Genomic DNA, 18158 nt, shown 5'->3' with positions numbered 1-18158 from the left:
GCCTTTGCTGCGGTTGGTCAATCCAGCGTCAAGATCGTAGCGCCCCGCGTCTGGCGCCCTGCCAGCGCCGCGTGCGCCTTGCCGGCCTCGTGCAAAGGAAAGCGCTGGCCGATATGCACTTTGATGTTCTTGGCGATAATCATGTCGAACAGTTCGCCGGCCGCCGCGGCCATTTTTTCCTGTGTCGCCACATGGTCGCCCAGCATAGGGCGAGTGACATACAGCGACCCCTTGCTTGCCAGAATACCCAGGCTGACGCCGTCGACCGGACCCGAAGCATTGCCGAAACTGACCATCAGCCCGCGCGGTTGCAGGCAGTCCAGTGAAGTAAGCCAGGTGTCTTTGCCGACGCTGTCGTAGACGACAGGAACCTTGTTTCCCCCGGTGAGCTCCAATACGCGCTCGGCGACGTTCTCGCGCGTGTAGTCGATGACTTCCCAAGCGCCATTGGCCTTGGCCAGGGCCGCCTTTTCGGGGCTGGACGTCGTACCAATAACCTTGACTCCCAGAGCTTTGGCCCACTGGCAGGCAATCAAGCCCACGCCGCCGGCGGCGGCATGGAACAAGATGGTTTCGCCGCCTTGCAGACGATAAGTCTGGCGCAGCAGGTACTGGGCCGTCAGGCCTTTTAGCATGATGGCCGCGCCTTCTTCAAAGCTGATCGCCGAGGGCAACTTGACGACGAAGTTCGCCGGCACGTTGCGGGCTTCGGCATAGGCGCCCAACGGGCTCTGGCCGTAGGCCACGCGGTCGCCAACCTTAAGATGTCGTACATTGGCGCCTACCGCTTCGACGATGCCGGAGGCTTCGCATCCCAGCCCATGGGGCAAGGATTGTTTGTACAAGCCGCTGCGGAAATAGATGTCGATGAAGTTCAAGCCCACGGCCTTCTGCCGGATGGTGACTTCGTCTGTTCCGGGCGGCGGTAAGTCCACCATCGCAAGCTTCATGGCTTCCGGTCCGCCGTTCGCCTCGATGCGTATGGCCTTTACTTGCTGAGTCACAATAAGCTCCTGATTGCTGCTGTGTTAATCAACGACGGCTGGTCAACGAGCCCAGTACCCCGCGCAACAACTGCGTAGCGGTACGCCGCACCATGCTTTTGGCAACTTGTTGAACGACGCCCTCGCGCTTGCCGCCGCGCGGGCCGGTGGACCCGAAAAGAAAGTCGTTGACCGCCCCCATCAGCCCGTCTCCGGCGGGCGCGGCTTCTTTGCCGGCCTGCGGCGCACCGCCTTGCGCCGGCTGCCCGCCGCCCTCGGTGCGCCGCAGCAATACCTCGTAGGCGGATTCGCGGTCGATGGTCTGTTCGTACTTGCCGCCCAACAAAGACGCCGCCCGCAACGCCTGGCGCTCGCTCTCGGTGGCCGGGCCAATGCGGCTGCCGGGAGCCAGCATCCAGGCACGCTGGGTGATCGAAGGCCGTCCCTTGGCGTCAAGCATGGAAACCAGAGCTTCGCCTACTCCAAGCTCGGTAATGGCCGCCTCGATATCCAGGTCCGGATTCGGGCGCATGGTTTGCGCCGCGGTCTTCACGGCCTTCTGGTCGCGCGGCGTAAACGCGCGCAGGGCATGCTGCACACGGTTGCCCAACTGGCCCAACACCGTTTCAGGAATGTCCAGCGGATTCTGGGTTACGAAATAAACCCCTACCCCTTTGGAGCGCACCAGGCGCACTACCTGTTCGATTTTTTCCTGCAAGGCCTTGGGCGCGTCGGCAAACAGCAAATGCGCTTCATCGAAAAAGAAGACGAATTTTGGCTTTTCAAGGTCGCCCACCTCGGGCAAGGTCTCGTACAGGTCGGCCAGCATCCACAGCAGAAAGACAGCATACAGGCGCGGGGACTGCATCAGTTTGTCGGCGGCAAGAATATTGACCATGCCCTGGCCGTTTTCGTTGCAGCGGATCAGGTCGTGCACGCTTAGCATGGGCTCGCCGAAGAACTTGTCGGCGCCCTGGCTTTCCAGTTGCAGCAGGCTGCGCTGAATGGCGCCGATAGAGGCGGAGGAAACATTGCCATAGCGCGTGCGCAACTCGGCGGCGCGATCGGCCACATTCTGCAGCATGGCGCGCAAATCCTTCAGGTCCAGGATAAGCTGGCCTTCGTCGTCCGCCACCTTGAACACCAGCGCCAATACCCCTTCCTGGGTATCGTTGAGTTCAAGCATGCGCGAAAGCAACAGCGGCCCCATGTCGGACACCGTTGCACGCACGGGGTGCCCTTGTTCGCCGAACACGTCCCAAAATGTAACCGGGCAGCCTCCCCATACCGGCTCGGGCAAGCCCAGTTTGGTCAGCCTTTCTTGCAGTTTCGGGCTGGATTGGCCTGCCTGGGAAATGCCGCTCAGGTCGCCCTTGACATCAGCCATGAAGACCGGCGTTCCCAAGCGCGAGAATGCCTGCGCAAGAACCTGCAAAGTTACAGTCTTGCCCGTACCGGTTGCGCCGGTAATGCAGCCATGCCGGTTGGCCAACTCGGGTAAAAAGACGATTTCAGTACTGGAGTTTTTAGCGACAATAATGGGATCGGCCATTTTTTTCCTTTTCGTTGCGCACAATACGACGTATTCCAAGTGTAATTCGATGCTCCCGGCTCTGCACGCGTTAAACTTACGTTCTTTCCCTTAATTTAAGACATTGTTATGGCCGGTCATAGTAAGTGGGCGAATATCCAGCACCGCAAGGGTCGCCAAGATGCCAAACGCGGCAAGCTCTGGACAAAAATCATTCGTGAAATCACCGTCGCCGCGCGCGCGGGCGGAGCCGACCCAGACTCCAACCCGCGTCTGCGCCTGGCCTGGGACAAAGCCACGGCCGCCAATATGCCCAAAGACAACGTCCAGCGCGCCATCACCCGCGGCGCGGGCGGAGCCGACGGCGCCAACTACGAAGAGATCCGCTACGAAGGCTATGGCCCCAACGGCGCGGCTGTCGTAGTGGACTGCATGACCGACAACCGCATGCGCACCGTGGCTGAAGTGCGCCACGCTTTTTCCAAGCATGGCGGCAATATGGGCCAGGAAGGTTCGGTGGCCTTCATGTTCAAGCACTGCGGGCAATTCATTTTCGCCCCGGGCACTTCTGAAGAACAGGTCATGGAAATCGCCCTGGACGCAGGCGCCGACGATATACAAACCGACGACGAGGGCGTCGTCGAAGTCACCTGCCCGCCCACCGATTACGCCGCCGTCAAGGCCGCCTTCGAAAAGGCTGGGCTGGTTCCCGAAGTGCAAGCCATTACCATGAAGCCGCTGAACGAAACCGAACTTACCGGCGATGACGCAATAAAAATGCAAAAAATGCTCGACGTGCTGGAAAGCCTGGACGACGTCCAGGAGGTTTTCACCACCGCCGTCCTTGACGAAGTGGAATAAAGTTTCCAGCTCGTCCCGCGCGGGTTGATCTGCATCAACTCGCTTTTCTTGTCCAAGCTTTAAAGTAACAGTACTAATTACCATCACCACTATGAAACTTCTTGTTATTGGCAACGGCGGTCGCGAACATGCCCTGGCCTGGCGTCTGGCCCAGTCCGAGCGTATTCAGAAAGTGTACGTCGCGCCCGGCAACGGCGGCACCGCCACCACAGCACAGCTCGAAAATGTCGCGCTTACCGATGCCGGCGAACTTATCGCCTTTGCCAAGAAAGAAGGTATCGCCTACACCGTCGTCGGCCCCGAAGCGCCTCTGGCGGCGGGCATTGTCGACGCATTTCGTGCAGCCGGCCTGAAAATATTCGGGCCGACCCAAAAAGCCGCCCAACTGGAAAGCTCCAAGGACTACGCCAAGGCCTTCATGGTTCGCCACCACATTCCGACGGCGACCTACCAGACCTTTACCGACCCAGTCCTGGCCAAGTCCTATATCAGCGAACAAGGCGCGCCCATCGTCGTCAAGGCCGACGGCCTGGCCGCCGGCAAAGGCGTGGTCGTGGCGGCCAGCGTGCAAGAAGCGCACGAGGCCATCGACAAGATGCTGGGCGACGGCTCGCTGGGAGCCGCCGGCGCGCGCGTCGTCATCGAAGAATGCCTGCAGGGCGAAGAAGCCAGCTTCATGGTCATGTGCGACGGCCAGCAGGTATTGGTTCTGGCCACCAGCCAGGACCACAAGCGGCTGCTCGACCACGACCAAGGCCCCAATACAGGCGGCATGGGCGCCTATTCGCCGGCGCCCATCGTTACGCCGACGCTGCACAACCGCATCATGCGCGAAGTCATCCAGCCCACGCTGCAAGGCATGGCCAAAGACGGCCATCCCTACACCGGCTTCCTCTATGCCGGCCTGATGATAGGCGACGGCCCCGATGCCAGCCGCCCGCTCAAGGTGCTTGAATACAACTGCCGCATGGGCGACCCGGAAACCCAGCCCATCATGATGCGTGTCAAAAGCGACCTGACCGAGGTATTCGAGCACGCCGTCAACGGTACGCTCGAGCAGGCCAGCATCACCTGGGACCGGCGTACGGCCCTGGGTGTGGTCATTGCCGCGCAGAACTATCCCGACACGCCGCGTACCGGCGACGCCATTACCGGCCTGGGCAAAAACACCGAGGAATGCGCCGTTTTCCATGCCGGAACCCGGCTAGAGGACGGCGTGGTCAAAACCGCCGGCGGCCGCGTCCTGTGCGTGACCGCACTGGGCGATTCCGTCAAGCGGGCCCAGGCCACGGCCTATCAAACGGTGCAGCGGATTCAGTTCGAAGGCCGCCAATACCGGTCCGATATCGGGTGGCGCGCCCTTTCTTCAGGGGAGACATCTTCCTGACCGGCCGCTAATGCCGGTCTACAGGAGCTAGCCTTATATGGTTGTACCTATTTCTTCCGCTTACGACTACTTTCTGGATTTGCAGACCCGCATCGTGGCCGCGCTTGAACAAGCCGACGGCACGCCCTTCCAGACCGACCACTGGGAACGCGATGAAGGCGGCGGCGGCATCTCGCGCCTGATCGAGGGCGGCCCGCTGTTCGAACGGGCCGGCGTACTGTTCAGCCATGTCAAAGGCAAGACGCTGCCGCCTTCGGCCAGCGCCCATCGCCCGGAGCTTGCCGGCAGGGCATGGGAAGCCATGGGGGTTTCCATGGTGCTGCACCCCCGCAGCCCGTATATTCCGACTGTGCACATGAATGTGCGTCTGTTCGTGGCGCGAGCCCCGGAAAACTCCGATACCGATGACGTATTCTGGTTTGGCGGGGGCCTGGATCTGACGCCCTACTACCCGTTTGAAGAAGACGCCCGCCATTTCCACCAGTCTTGCCACGATGCCCTCGCGCCGTTCGGGCCGGATAAATATCCGGCCTATAAAAAATGGTGCGACGAGTATTTTTTCCTTAAGCACCGCAACGAAACCCGCGGGATTGGCGGCATTTTCTTCGATGACCTGAACGAAGGCGGCTTCGACCACAGCTTCGACCTGGTACGCTCGGTCGGCGACAGCTTCCTGGGCGCCTATATGCCCATCGTCGAGAAACGACGGGCCATGCAATATGGCGAACAGCAGCGCGACTTCCAGGCCTATCGCCGCGGCCGTTACGTTGAGTTCAACCTGGTCTTCGACCGGGGCACCTTGTTCGGACTGCAATCGGGCGGGCGCACCGAATCCATTTTGCTGTCGATGCCGCCCATGGCGGCCTGGCGCTATAACTGGGCCCCGGCTGAAAATACAGCAGAAGCCGAATTAGCCGATTTTTTAAAACCCCGGCAATGGGTATAAAAAGAATCGGCCTGCTGGGCGGCAGCTTCGATCCCGTGCACTTGGTCCATATTGCCCTGGCCGAAACCGCCCGCAAGCATCTGGCCCTGGACGAAGTGCAGCTCATTCCAGCCGCCAATCCATGGCAAAGGCAAGCCTTGGCTGCCAGCCCCGAGCATCGGCTGGCCATGCTGAAACTTGCCATTGCCGCCAAACCCGGCCTGTGCATCAATCCTCTTGAAATCGAACGCGGCGGCAAGACCTACACCATAGACACGCTCGAACAGCTGCCGCAAGGCGCCGAGTACTTCTGGATACTGGGATCCGACCAGCTCGCCAACTTTTGCTCATGGCACCGTTGGCAAGACATCGCACGGCGCGTCCACCTGGCCGTTGCCGAACGCCCGGGCGACGACACCCAGGCGCCTGGCCCGCTGCAACAAATTCTGGAGCAGGCCGGAAAGAGCCTGGTCCATCTTCCATTCGAAGCAAGCCCGGTCTCCGCCTCCGACATCCGCCGCCGGCTGGCGCAGGGACTGGCCGTGGACGGTTTGCTGGACAGCGCCGTAACTCAATATATTCGGCAACATGGCCTTTATCGGGCTACTGCCGCATAGCGTCTCAAGGTATAGTTAAGACTATGGAAATTACAAAACTGCAGCGCCTCGTTCTCGATGCCCTCGAAGACGTCAAGGCACAAGACATCAAAGTCTTCAACACCTCGCACATCACCAGCCTGTTCGACAGGGTGATCATTGCCAGCGGAACCTCCAACCGGCAAACCAGGTCGCTGGCTTCCAGCGTTATCGACACTGTCCGCAAGCACAAAATCCCCATCGTCGCCCACGAAGGCGAAGACACCGGGGAATGGGTGCTGGTGGACCTGGGCGATATTGTCGTGCACTGCATGCAACCGTCGATCCGCCTGTATTACAACCTCGAAGAAATTTGGGGCGACAAACCCGTGCGCGTCAAGCTGCTGCCGCAGTCCACCCAGCCCGTCATTACCGAAACCTACGATTTCGATGACGGCGACAACGACTGAGCCCACTCCCGCCCGACAGGCCGGCGCATGAAGCTTATTGTCATCGCCGTCGGCCAACGCATGCCATCCTGGGTAGAACAGGCGTGGCAAGACTACGCCAAACGGCTTCCCGCCGATTGCGCCCTCGAATTAAAAGAAATCAAGCCGGAACCTCGCACCAGCGGCAAAACCCCTGCCCAGATGATGGCCGCGGAAGCCAAGCGCATCGAGGCGGCCATCCCCGGCCATGCCCTGACCATCGCCCTGGACGAACATGGCAAAGACCTGACCACCATGGCTCTTTCACAAGAATTGGAAGCCTGGCGCTCTGGAGGCCAGGATGTGGTGTTTCTGGTGGGCGGCCCCGATGGCCTGGACGCCGAATTGAAACGCAATTGCCGCAAGCTGATACGGCTTTCTTCATTGACCCTGCCCCACCCCATGGTTCGAGTTGTATTGGCCGAACAACTATACAGGGCGTGGGCTATCATGACTAATCATCCCTACCACCGCGCCTGAAAGGCGTAACGCCGGAGATCTGCCAACCCATGACCACACGCCGCACTAAAATCGTTGCCACACTGGGTCCGGCCAGCTCCACCCCAGCAGTCATTGAAAAGCTCATCCTGGCCGGCATGAATGTAGCCCGCCTTAACTTCTCGCACGGAAGCGCCGACGACCATCGCAAAAGCACGCGCCTGGTACGCGAGTTGGCCGCCAAGCATCACAAGTTTGTAGCCATCATGGGCGATCTGCAAGGGCCCAAAATACGCATTGCCAAGTTCGCGCAGTCGCCCGTCACGCTGGTCGAGGGAGACCGCTTCACGCTTTCCAATACCCACCCGCTGGACGCCGGCGACAACACCATAGTCGGTATCGACTACCCCAGCCTGGTGGCTGATTGCCATCCGGGCGACGAGCTATTGCTGGATGATGGCCGGGTAGTGCTGACGGTCGATGAAGTCGAAGCCCATGCCGTGCACACCACGGTTTCCGTGGGCGGCCCGCTGTCGAACAACAAAGGCATAAATCGGCGTGGCGGCGGCATTTCCGCGCCCAGCCTTACCGACAAGGACAAAGCCGACATCGGCGTCATCGCCGAACTTGACCTCGATTACGTTGCGGTGTCCTTTCCGCGCTACGGCCACGATATCGAAGAAGCACGCAAGCTGGTGCGGGCGGCAGGCAGCAAGGCCTGGATAGTCGCGAAAATCGAACGTGCCGAAGCGGTCAGCGACGACGAAGCGCTGGACTCTCTGATCAAGGCCAGCGACGGCGTCATGGTGGCCCGCGGCGACCTGGGCGTTGAGGTGGGCGACGCGCGGCTGGTGGGCATACAAAAACGCATCATCTTGCATGCGCGCACGCACAACAAGTTTGTCATCACGGCTACCCAGATGATGGAGTCCATGATAAACAGCCCAATCCCCACACGCGCGGAGGTTTCGGACGTTGCCAACGCGGTGCTCGACTACACCGACGCAGTCATGCTCTCGGCCGAAAGCGCCGCGGGGCAATATCCGGTCGAAGCGGTTGCCGCCATGGCCCGCGTCTGCGTGGGCGCCGAGCAGGAGCCCGGCACCACGCGCTCGCAACACCGCGTGGGCGAAACCTTCAATCGGCGCGACGAAACCATAGCCTTGTCGGCCATGTATGCAGCCAATCACTTCCCCGGTGTAAAAGCCATCATCGCGCTGACTGAAAGCGGCCATACGCCGCTTATCATGTCGCGCATACGCTCCGGCGTGCCCATCTACTGCTACACCCGTCATCCGCATACCCAGAATCGCGCCGCCATGTTCCGCGGCGTCTACACCGTGCCCTTCGATGTCAGCAAGCACAACGTGCTGGATGTCAACCACGAAGCCATCAAGCTGCTGAAGGACCAAGGGCTGCTCGAAAAAGGCGACTCGGTCATCCTGACCAAGGGCGAACACGACAACCAGGCCGGCGGCACCAATGATATGCGGATACTGAAGGTCACTTGATCTCGCCGTAAGGCTCAACCGTGCCATTCAGGCGCGGCTTTCAACGACAACATTTCAACAACGCAATACCGGCAACACTGCTTAGCCGACTATTTCACGACCATGCAATTTCACACTAAGATTTATCTGGCATCCGCCAGTCCGCGCCGCCACGAAATTCTTCTGCAGATGGGCGTTGCGCATACCGTGCTGGATGTTCCCGCGCCTCCGGGTGAAGACGAGCCCCGCCTTGCGGGCGAGTCCCCCGCCGATTACGTGCGCCGCACCGCCAAAGAAAAAGCCTTGCGCGCCGTGGCATGGATTTCGACGCAGGCCTTACCCCAGCAACCTGTGCTTGCCGCAGACACTACAGTTTTCATTGGCAACGACATTCTGGGCAAGCCTGTGGATGACGACGACGCAAGGCAAATGCTAAGACGCCTGTCCGGCACGACGCATAGCGTACATACGGCTGTTGTCCTGGCTTGCGGCCAACACCTGGACGAGAAAGTATCGATGACCGACGTGCGCATGAAGCGCCTGTCGGATGCCGAAATCGAAGCCTACTGCGCCACTGGCGAACCCATGGGCAAGGCAGGCAGCTACGGCATACAAGGGCGTGCGGCGCTATTTATCGAGCATATCGCGGGCAGCTACAGCGGGGTTATGGGACTGCCTATATTCGAAACGGGTCAATTGCTGCAGCGCCTGGCCTGAGACTGTTCTTCGCATAGTAAGGCCCGGCGTCTCCATAGGAAAAGCCAATGCCTGGCGCATTGCGGCTCCCGTCATAGGCGGACGCCAGACTCCTGCACCGGGATCTCTTCCTCTACCCCCATGTAGGCAGCCCGCACAGCGGGAGAGTCCAGTAGTTCATCGCTCGGCCCGCTCAGCGCCACTTTCCCGTCCTCCATCACATAGGCGTAGTCCGATAAGTTCAACGCAGCGTGAATGTTCTGCTCTACCAGGCCAATGGTGACACCAGTATCACGGATCCGGGCCAAAATCTCGAACAGCTCATCAACTATGGTCGGTGCCAGGCCCAACGTCGGCTCGTCCAGCAGCAACACACTAGGGTTCGACATAAGGCCTCTGGCCAGCGCCAGCATCTGCTGCTCGCCGCCAGACAGAAACCCCGCGAGGCTATTGCGGCGCTCTTTCAGTCGTGGAAAGAGTTCATACATATGTTCGGCCCTATCTTTCCAGCCGGAACGGGCTTGAGGCAAATAAGCCCCTATCCGCAAAGTATCCGCCACTGTCAAGTCGGGAAACACCATACGGCCTTCCGGCACCAATGACAGGCCAAGCGCCAGGCGTGCCGGAGGAGCCAAGGCGGAAACCGAACGGCCGCCCAGAAGAATTTGACCCTGGCTTGCTGGCAGCAAGCCGGCCAACAATTTCATCAATGTAGTTTTGCCCGCCCCGTTACTTCCAACGAACGCAGTGACTTGACCCGTTTTCAAAGCCACAGACACTTGCTTCAGTATCTGTATCTCTCCGTAGCCGCCACACAGGGCGATAGCTTCAAGCTGCACGGACATTTTTTTGCTCTCCAAGATAAGCCCGGATAACGCGTGGATCGTTGCCCACTTCGGCCGGCGTGCCCTCCATCAGTTGGTGTCCGTCATGCATCACCACAATACGGTCGCTCATGCGCATGAGCACTTTCATTACATGTTCGATAATGATGATGCTAAGGCCATAGTGCTGCTTAAGCTGCTGAATCAAACTCAAAGCCTCGTTCACCTCGGTAGCATTCAAGCCTGCCAACACTTCGTCCAGCAACAGCAACTTCGGATGCGTCGACAACGCACGCGCGATCTCTAGGCGTTTGCGGCCGGCCAATGTCAAGGAAGCAGCGGGCTTGTCGGCCTGAGCGCCCAGGCCCAGTTCATCCAATAACGTCCTACATGTCTTGCGTGCAGCTTGAAGATTCTTTTGCCGACCACTGCCGTACAAAGTTCCAATAAGGCAGTTTTCAAGCACTGTCATGCCCGGAAAAGGCCGGACGATCTGGAAGGTTCTGGCAACTCCCAGACGACAGGCCAGATCAGGGCGAGCCGGCACGAGCTTGCCTTCGAAGTGGATTTGTCCACTAGTGGTCGCCACGTTGCCGGCGATCATCGAAAACAAGGTGGTTTTTCCTGCGCCGTTGGCCCCCATAAGTCCCAGGATTTCGCCCTGTCTCATCGTAAAGTTGACGTCCTGGACCGCAATCACGCCGCCAAAGCGCTTGGACACATGTTGAACACGCAAGAGTTCCGTCATGACTGTCCTTTTGCCGCCCGACGACGGCGCATATCCAGTTTGCCAACAATGCCGTCCGGTGCGAACAACACAAATCCCAGAAGCAAAACGCCCAGCAACACCATATAAAACTCAGGCGCGCGCGACCAAAGAAGTTCGGACAGCAACATGATGAAAGCAGCTCCCAATACCGGGCCAGCGGGACGATCGCTGCCGCCGATAATGGCCATGGTAACGATAGTGAAAGAAGTCATCGGGTTAAACATCTGCATGGGCTCGAAATATGTTGAACGCAGTACCGTCAAGGCTCCCACCATGGCCGGAACCATTGCCGACAGCACAAACGCCAGCAACTTGACCCATGTCGTCGGCACGCCCAATGTCATGGCTGCGGTCTCATCCTCGCGCACGGCCCACAAAGCCATGCCCAGGCGCGAATGCTTCAATACAAAGACCAGCCCCACAGCCAACACCGCCAGCACCAGCATGCCGTAGCTCAGCCATATTACGTCCGGCGCACCAAGCAACAGGCGACCATTGACTCCCAAAGCGGATTCAATGCTGATCACCACGAACTTGAAGAATTCGGCCAGGCCGAACGTCAAGATGACGAAATACGGCCCCCTCACTCGCAAGGCCGGCAAGCCCACCACCAATGCAAACGCCGCAGCCGCCAAAGCCGCCAAGGGCAACACCAGCAATATGGGCAACTGCATCCACAGCAAAGCCATGATGTAGCCGCCCATGCCATAGAACACGGCATGACCCAATGAGATATAGCCAGTCATGCCCGAAAAGGCGACCCAGCTTGCCGTCAAGGCAACCCAGCCAAACAATTGCAGCAAGACCCCCTGCCCATATGTGCCCAGAAAGGCCGGTGCAATGGCGGATGCCAGCAGCAAAGCCAACCAACTGCATATACTGGATATTCGACTGTTCATTACGCCACCTTCTTGCCAAACAAACCCTGAGGGCGCACAAACAGCACCAGGATGAAAATCCCGTACAACAGGATGGACCGATAAGCGGGCGACGTCAGTGCCGAGCCGTAGACCTCAACGCATGCCATCAGCAAGGCTCCGACCACGCTGCCGCCTATAGAGCCCAGGCCACCAAGAATAATGACGAAAAACGCAGCCATCGTAAATGGGAAGCCGGAGAACGGCGTAATGCTTTCGACCATGCTGACCAGCGACCCCGCCAAGGCTGCCAAGGCGAATCCCAAACAGAAAATTACGCGATTGACTTTGTCGGCATAAATGCCGACCAGCGACGACGCATCGCGCTGTTGAATCAATGCGCGTATGGCCAGTCCGGTAATGTGAAAACGAAAAAACAGCATTACAGCAAGCGTAGCAACCGCGCTGACGCCGATAATGACCAGCCGGTTGAGCGAGACGCTGACCGAGCCGATCTGAATGAGCGACTCCATATAACTGTAGCTGCGCGCATTAGGTGAAAGCGCCATGGCGCCCAGGTTTTGCAATATGACCGAAAAAGCAAAGAACACAAGCAAGGAATTTGCCTCGATACGCTGCACCAGTGCAGGCGTGCTGGACAAGCGCTTGATCAGCAACTCGTAGCACAACCACCCCAGCAATGCCGCGACCAGCATGGCTCCGAACATGGATACCAACGGAGAAACCCGGTAAACCGTGAACAGCCAAAAGGCAACGTACGCGCCAAGCATCATGATCTCGCCATGCGCTACATTCAGCAAGCGCATGGCACCGTAGATCAGATTCAAGCCCAGTGCAACCAGGGCATAAATCGACGTCAATGCCAAGGTTGCAATCAAAAGTTCAAGTGAAAACAGCATTTCCATTTTGGACTATTGTTCCCACTTCAGCTTAGGCCTGAATTTGGCAGTTGCCATTTCTGGTGGATGGACGATCTGGACAGCACCATCCTGGAACTGCAGGAACATTGTCGGCGTCGTTACGTTCTGAACGCCTTCAAACTTGATGGGTCCATTGATGGTGGAAAAGGTGTCGGTTGAAATCTCTTTGCGCAATGCATCCTTGTCCAGGCCGGCCTTGGCCACCGCCTGTTCCAGGATTTGGGCGGACACATAGGACAGCACTGCATCCAGATAGTCAGGTGCTTCTCCTGTCTTGGCCTGGTAGGCGTCGAAGAACTCCTTGGCACCGGGCCAGTCCGTCTTGGCCGGCGACCAATGTCCCATCGTTACGATGTTGTCCAGATTCTTTCCAAACATCTTGCTGAAGAATGCTGCTGTCGGCCCTACCAGCAAAAACTGGAACGGCGCCGTAATGCCCTGTTCGCGGGCACCGCGCATGTAAAGAATGGCATCGGGCGGATAAGACAAATTGACGACGGCATCCGGCTGAAGGCGTTTGATCTCCGCCAACGTCGCCGTAATGTCCTTGACGCCAGCGGCATATTGCGTATCCAGCACCACCTCGATACCGGCCTTTTTCAAGGCGGGCAAGAGCTCTTGATCGGTTTTCCATCGGGAAGCCGCTTTGAACGGTGTTGACGGCAACCCTCTTGATACCCAATGTCTTGAACATTTTCACCATTTCAGTGGCGTGGCTGTCGGGCTACCCCGACAATAGCAAAGTGGCTATGCGAACCCCACGGAGACAGCAGCAAGTCCACCTTGTCGTCGGTGATCAATTTTTCGTAGATGGCGGCCACCTTGCCGGCATCGGATTGATCGTCATACACGACGAACTCCACCGGACGCTTCGTACCTGCGACATCCAGGCCTCCTTTCGCATTGACCTGATCTTTCCACAGCTCGTAAGCCGCCCGCGGCCCCGCCGTTGTCGCGGCGAACTCGCCAGTTTGGGAGATTCCCAGGCCAATACGCACCGGGTCTGCCGCAAGACTGTTTGTACTGATCGAAAGCGTCAAAGCCGCGATGGCCAAACGCAACACACCTGTTATTTGTCTCATTCTTCTCTCCTTTTTGGCCATCGCTGCCATGCCAAGTCCAGGGATTCACCCATTGGCAGTCGACTCTAGCCGGTGTTAAATAACTCGAAAACTAAGCTGCGCCAGTTCCAGTAGGGGAATGATTGGCTGCACGGAACACTTGTTCTGCAATCCAGGGGTCGAGCATGGCATTGCGCAAAACCTTAGTGCGAACATCATCCGGCAAGAATGTCACCTCGCCATACAAAATAGACCAACGCTGACAATGTTCGATCAACCCTCTTTCCGCGTTTTCCCAGCGCTCCAATGCCGCAGGAATATCCCGCCTGTCTGTAACCTGTTCGAGATGAACTGCCAAGGCCAGACCGTTTTGCATGGCCATTCCGCCACCCTGTCCCAGATTGGGTGGCTGAGCATGAGCCGCGTCTCCTAGAATCGCGGTACGTCCCGCAGACCATGAATGGCACCTAGTCACACCGTATACGCCCCAACTGATCGGTGATGACCCAATGCGATCGATCAAATGCTTCCACTGCGGAAACGACTCTGTCCACAAGGCTTTATTGACAGGAATGGTCCGTGCTTGCACATCGTCATGAGGGCAAGTCAATGCCAGATAGGTTTCATCCTTACTGACGGGTGTAATCAAGAAGCGGCGGCTGCCATTCCAGCACTCGATATACTTGCCGATATCGTCCGGGCCGAAGTCATTGGGCTCGGCGGGAATCATGGTGCGTAATGCGCCTTCGCTCAATTGCTCGTGCGAGAGCTCCAGCCCCAACGAGGTGCGCACCTTGGACCAGATGCCATCCACGCCAATGGCCAGGTCGGCCTGCACCATCTCATTATTCGCAAACAGCAATTCGCCGCGCGATGTGGCGCTGATGACCTCTGCGCAGGTCTTCACTTTGACGCCGGCCTTCAGGCAGACATCTCGCAAAGCGTCGAGCAATGCGCTGCGCGGCACTGTCAGCAGGCGTTTGTTTGCCTGGATAGGGGCCGACTCAATGATCTCGCCGCGCAGGTCGCGCTGCTCGAAATGCGTTCCTCGGAACGCACCGGCAGTAGCTTGCTCGTATGCCCCCAAGGCCTCCAGCACCCTAAGGCCATTTTCCCAAATGTAAAGCCCTGCACCGACCGCACGCAAAGCGTCCTGGCGCTCATACACCGTTACGTCCCATCCGCGCTGCGCCAAAGCGGCCGCCGTCGCCAAGCCGCCGATCCCGCCTCCGGCAATAGCGGCGTTAAGTTTCTGTGTCATCGTAAAGCCCCTAAACCGCCATAGCCAAAGCCAAATCGCCGCGAACGGAAAGGTCGCGCTTACCTTCTTTTGCGACATACCATTCGCTTAACATGCCGTCCGGGTCCTGCAGAAACACACTGTGCTTCCATGGCAAATTGATTTCTTGCGCGATTTTGACGCCGGCCCTGGCCAATTCGGCCCTGGCGCGATCCAGCGTTTCTTCGTCCTTTAGCTGGAAGGAGGCATGATGATAGGCTGCCGTAGAATCGGGCACCAGCACCAGGTTGTAGTCATAGCCCTCCAGCCGCGCCGCTAAATATACAGCGCCTTCTTCCTCAGCCACGACATGCAAACCGCCAATGCGAGTGTAGAAGTCCACCATTTTTTCGATCTGGGGCGAATGCAGCGTAGCGTGCGTCAAACGCCATGGATGTACCGGTGCCGACTCGACGACGCGCAGCTCTGGATTGCTCTCGTATCGCCCTTCTGTAAAGCCCTCCGCTTGCAGCGGGTCCCAACGGCTGGTAATCAATTCCATAGGGCCATTCAAAACCGTGCGCCAATCCTTGACCGTATCGCAATAGAACTCGTTGTAGTTTCCATCGGGGTCGAACATATAAACGCTGTGCGCAACCTGGTGATCCACGGTAATGTCGGTCTTGATGTCGTCCCGCTTCAAAGAACGAAATGCCTTGATCAGCTCCGCCTCGTTTTCGAGCTCCCAAGCCAGATGATTCAAGCCAGAATTCAACCCTATGGTGCCGGGCAATTGCAGCAACCCATCCCTGCCGTAACGATCCACGCCGTTGGTTTTCTGGATCATGCCTAAATCATGAGGCGTATGACCAGTGCCCAAAAACGTAGCAATCAGATCCGGCTCTGTGAACTCGACCTTCAGGCCGCAAACATCGTTATAGAAACGCTCTGACGTCTGCAAGTCGTCTACCCAAAGATTAACGTGCCCAAGACGTCGAGGCTGAAAATAACGCGGCTCGGACGCCGCCTGCGTAGACTGAACCATTGATTCTTCCTTTACACAAAATCATTTACTGACAATGGAAGTACTGTATGAGCGTCCCATAAACATGTCAATACATATGTAGTGCCATATAATGAGTGAAAACACCTAATCGATGCCTTTCCAAGGGAAAGCACCTAGCCTTTATCGACACGTAACAGCGACGAACGCTATGATTACGATCAAGATCAATCGACAAAAACCGCGTATCCTTGTGCCAAAGCCCACCCCCGGAACGCCTATTAAAGAACAGCTCATCCCTTTGCATTTCTTCTTCCTCCTAGCCTAATAACACCTCACGAACATGTCATTTGACCAGCGCACAAAGACGCTCAGCAGCGATGAAGAAACGACTCGCCTCCCGCTACAAGCGGATAGCTGGAGCCTGCAAAAGAACATCGCCTTTCGTATGGCCTGCATTATTTTTCGGATGGATCAAGAGCTTCGCGACTCTGTCCTGAGAAATCTGGACCTGACCTATGCGCACTTCCGTGTGCTGCAAGTGCTGTTCGAAAAAGACGGGCAGCAAATAGGCGACATTGCCCGCAGCATCGTCATGCGCCAGCCGGTTCTAAGCCGGGTCATAGATCAAATGGAAGTCAGAAAACTAGTGCGACGCAAACAGGACAAGGATGACAGTCGTTATATGCGGGTTTTTCTGACGCCCACGGGAAAACGCCACTATCAACAAGCCTGGCCTGCTGCGCACCAAATCATCGAGGGGGGCCTGGAAGTCGTAACGCACGAAGAGCGCGACCTACTATGCGGCTTGCTTACCCGCATCGACACTCATATGCAGAGGAAATAAAAATGCTGAGGGCCACAACTGTTTAATACATTGCGCCTGGCCATTCAATTACCGAGGCGCGAATTGCCGGTATTGATTCCACTTTGTCTACGAACGCTGCTACAGCCGGCTTTGCACCATTGGCCCAGAAGGATTCAACAGCCATATTCTTCATGCGCAGCAATTCGACTCCCCAGTACAGATCGGCCATGGTGACGTTGTCGCCCACTACCCAATCATCGCCGGACTTCAGTTTGTTTTCAAGGTGGTTGCAGCCGGCTTCGGCTTTATCGTAGGCCGCACGCATCGCCTCTGGCGTGAAAAGCTGCTGGGCGGCGTTGAGCTCCTTCGATCGTTTGGCGGAGTAACCCCTGACAAGATCCGCATCGTCGGCAAATTGCGCCAGGTAATGGTCGCAACGCTCGACTTTACTCATGGCGAATCCAACGCCGTTGCCTTTGCGGCGCGACTCTGGCCTATGGTCTTCGCCCGGCGGCTTGCCGGCCAGCATCTGGTAATTGGGCATGTTATCGACAAAGGCCACTTCGGCGTCGATGGCGTTTTGCAAATGCGCCGGCCGCAAGGCTGCGCCGTCTGCCGCCGTCTGGTCGATATAAAAGCAGATGCGTTTCGAATCGACCAATACCTGCCCGGTCTCCCAGTCGACGAGCGTAGGCACCACAGCTGGATCGCAACCGCCCATTGAAACCGAAGTGCTGCCCGTGTGCTCGGTAACCAGGCCGCCACCTAGCGCGATACATCCCATCAAGCGCAGGCGCACATTGGCAGGCAAATAGGTTTGGCCCTCGAAGATGTTTAACTGGTGTGAACGGTAAGGAATGTTGTGGTGAGCCAGCACAGCGCGCACCTTCTGCGAACAGATTGAATTGGGCGCATGAAAGAGTTCGAATCGGGGCGTCGCTGATTCGCTTATACCCACGATTTCACCAATTGTTCCTAGGCTGTTCCGCAACTCGGCGACAACTTGCTCAAGGGCCTGGGACATGTTTGAGTTCCTATTTCCGGTTTCTACTGGGATGAATTCAACGAGCCAGAGAAATATACCCCTTCTGCACAGAGGCCGTAAGATAGCGAACACCTTCCAGTGATGCCAATATGCCATCGCACGCGAAGCTTGTTCTTGCGTGATGGCTTTTCTGTTTCTACAAAGACAAAACCCCTCAACCGAGTGGGTTGAGGGGTTTTGAGGGATAAGAGCCTGACGATGACCTACTTTCACAGACGTTAATCAACTATCATCGGCGCAAAGGCGTTTCACGGTCC

Annotated in this window: 20 protein-coding genes; 9 read left to right on the top strand and 11 right to left on the bottom strand. The window is 57.7% G+C overall.

The window, feature by feature from the left end:
• Nucleotides 1-17 precede the first annotated feature (17 nt).
• The gene (locus tag DFR37_RS21280; protein WP_379881418.1) at nt 18-1004 is read right to left on the bottom strand and encodes a quinone oxidoreductase family protein; all 987 of its coding nucleotides are present in this window, start codon (nt 1002-1004) and stop codon (nt 18-20) included.
• A 28-nt stretch (nt 1005-1032) separates the two neighbouring features.
• Nucleotides 1033-2535, bottom strand: a complete 1503-nt coding sequence (locus DFR37_RS21275) for a helicase HerA-like C-terminal domain-containing protein (RefSeq protein WP_113935189.1) — start codon at nt 2533-2535, stop codon at nt 1033-1035.
• A 108-nt stretch (nt 2536-2643) separates the two neighbouring features.
• Between DFR37_RS21275 and DFR37_RS21270 the strand changes: the two genes are divergently transcribed.
• From DFR37_RS21270 to DFR37_RS21235, 8 genes are all read left to right on the top strand, one after another.
• On the top strand, nt 2644-3375 hold the full coding sequence (locus DFR37_RS21270; protein WP_113935188.1) for a YebC/PmpR family DNA-binding transcriptional regulator: 732 nt from the start codon (nt 2644-2646) through the stop codon (nt 3373-3375).
• 91 nt (nt 3376-3466) lie between these two features.
• A complete protein-coding gene (gene purD, locus DFR37_RS21265) occupies nt 3467-4762 on the top strand; it encodes a phosphoribosylamine--glycine ligase (RefSeq protein ID WP_113935187.1) in 1296 nt (431 codons plus the stop codon).
• Between the two features lie 37 nt (nt 4763-4799).
• Nucleotides 4800-5708: an oxygen-dependent coproporphyrinogen oxidase gene (gene hemF, locus DFR37_RS21260; RefSeq protein WP_113935186.1), complete on the top strand. Its 909-nt coding sequence runs from the start codon at nt 4800-4802 to the stop codon at nt 5706-5708.
• Nucleotides 5699-6304: a nicotinate (nicotinamide) nucleotide adenylyltransferase gene (gene nadD, locus DFR37_RS21255; protein WP_180148100.1), complete on the top strand. Its 606-nt coding sequence runs from the start codon at nt 5699-5701 to the stop codon at nt 6302-6304. Before hemF ends, nadD begins: the two co-directional genes overlap by 10 nt.
• Before the next feature lie 23 nt (nt 6305-6327).
• Nucleotides 6328-6732, top strand: coding sequence for a ribosome silencing factor (rsfS, locus tag DFR37_RS21250; RefSeq protein ID WP_113935185.1), 405 nt, complete (start codon nt 6328-6330; stop codon nt 6730-6732).
• Nucleotides 6733-6759: 27 nt separating this feature from the next.
• Nucleotides 6760-7230: a 23S rRNA (pseudouridine(1915)-N(3))-methyltransferase RlmH gene (rlmH, locus tag DFR37_RS21245; RefSeq protein ID WP_113935184.1), complete on the top strand. Its 471-nt coding sequence runs from the start codon at nt 6760-6762 to the stop codon at nt 7228-7230.
• A 29-nt stretch (nt 7231-7259) separates the two neighbouring features.
• Nucleotides 7260-8699, top strand: a complete 1440-nt coding sequence (gene pyk / locus DFR37_RS21240; protein WP_113935183.1) for a pyruvate kinase — start codon at nt 7260-7262, stop codon at nt 8697-8699.
• Nucleotides 8700-8801: 102 nt separating this feature from the next.
• Nucleotides 8802-9395: a Maf family protein gene (locus DFR37_RS21235; protein ID WP_113935182.1), complete on the top strand. Its 594-nt coding sequence runs from the start codon at nt 8802-8804 to the stop codon at nt 9393-9395.
• A gap of 71 nt (nt 9396-9466) precedes the next feature.
• Here the strand turns inward: DFR37_RS21235 and DFR37_RS21230 are convergent, their stop codons facing one another.
• From DFR37_RS21230 to DFR37_RS21195, 8 genes are all read right to left on the bottom strand, one after another.
• The gene (locus DFR37_RS21230; protein ID WP_113935181.1) at nt 9467-10219 is read right to left on the bottom strand and encodes an ABC transporter ATP-binding protein; all 753 of its coding nucleotides are present in this window, start codon (nt 10217-10219) and stop codon (nt 9467-9469) included.
• Nucleotides 10203-10946 carry an ABC transporter ATP-binding protein gene (locus DFR37_RS21225; RefSeq protein WP_113935180.1) on the bottom strand — a complete coding sequence of 248 codons (744 nt, stop codon included), beginning with the start codon at nt 10944-10946 and terminating at the stop codon, nt 10203-10205. Before DFR37_RS21225 ends, DFR37_RS21230 begins: the two co-directional genes overlap by 17 nt.
• Entirely contained in the window at nt 10943-11866 is a 924-nt protein-coding gene (locus tag DFR37_RS21220; protein WP_113935179.1) for a branched-chain amino acid ABC transporter permease, read from the bottom strand. The genes DFR37_RS21225 and DFR37_RS21220 overlap by 4 nt, the downstream gene beginning before the upstream one ends.
• The gene (locus tag DFR37_RS21215; RefSeq protein ID WP_113935178.1) at nt 11866-12750 is read right to left on the bottom strand and encodes a branched-chain amino acid ABC transporter permease; all 885 of its coding nucleotides are present in this window, start codon (nt 12748-12750) and stop codon (nt 11866-11868) included. Before DFR37_RS21215 ends, DFR37_RS21220 begins: the two co-directional genes overlap by 1 nt.
• A 6-nt stretch (nt 12751-12756) precedes the next feature.
• Nucleotides 12757-13368 carry an ABC transporter substrate-binding protein gene (locus DFR37_RS21210; protein ID WP_211317332.1) on the bottom strand — a complete coding sequence of 204 codons (612 nt, stop codon included), beginning with the start codon at nt 13366-13368 and terminating at the stop codon, nt 12757-12759.
• 101 nt (nt 13369-13469) lie between these two features.
• Nucleotides 13470-13847: an ABC transporter substrate-binding protein gene (locus tag DFR37_RS21205; protein WP_170139977.1), complete on the bottom strand. Its 378-nt coding sequence runs from the start codon at nt 13845-13847 to the stop codon at nt 13470-13472.
• A 91-nt stretch (nt 13848-13938) separates the two neighbouring features.
• The gene (locus tag DFR37_RS21200; RefSeq protein ID WP_113935175.1) at nt 13939-15087 is read right to left on the bottom strand and encodes an FAD-dependent oxidoreductase; all 1149 of its coding nucleotides are present in this window, start codon (nt 15085-15087) and stop codon (nt 13939-13941) included.
• Nucleotides 15088-15097: 10 nt separating this feature from the next.
• Nucleotides 15098-16090: a VOC family protein gene (locus DFR37_RS21195; RefSeq protein WP_113935174.1), complete on the bottom strand. Its 993-nt coding sequence runs from the start codon at nt 16088-16090 to the stop codon at nt 15098-15100.
• A 301-nt stretch (nt 16091-16391) separates the two neighbouring features.
• On the opposite strand from DFR37_RS21195, the gene DFR37_RS21190 reads away from it, so the two are divergent.
• Nucleotides 16392-16895, top strand: coding sequence for a MarR family winged helix-turn-helix transcriptional regulator (locus DFR37_RS21190; RefSeq protein ID WP_113935173.1), 504 nt, complete (start codon nt 16392-16394; stop codon nt 16893-16895).
• 22 nt (nt 16896-16917) lie between these two features.
• Here the strand turns inward: DFR37_RS21190 and DFR37_RS21185 are convergent, their stop codons facing one another.
• Complete coding sequence (locus tag DFR37_RS21185) at nt 16918-18114, bottom strand: glutathione S-transferase family protein (protein WP_245954056.1); 1197 nt, start codon at nt 18112-18114, stop codon at nt 16918-16920.
• Nucleotides 18115-18158: the final 44 nt, after the last annotated feature.

The sequence above is a fragment of the Eoetvoesiella caeni genome (assembly GCF_003315175.1).
In the GTDB taxonomy this organism is placed as follows: Bacteria; Pseudomonadota; Gammaproteobacteria; order Burkholderiales; family Burkholderiaceae_B; genus Eoetvoesia; species Eoetvoesia caeni.
The sequence above is the reverse complement of the archived record's forward strand: the minus strand, read 5'-3'. Positions and strand labels throughout refer to the sequence as shown.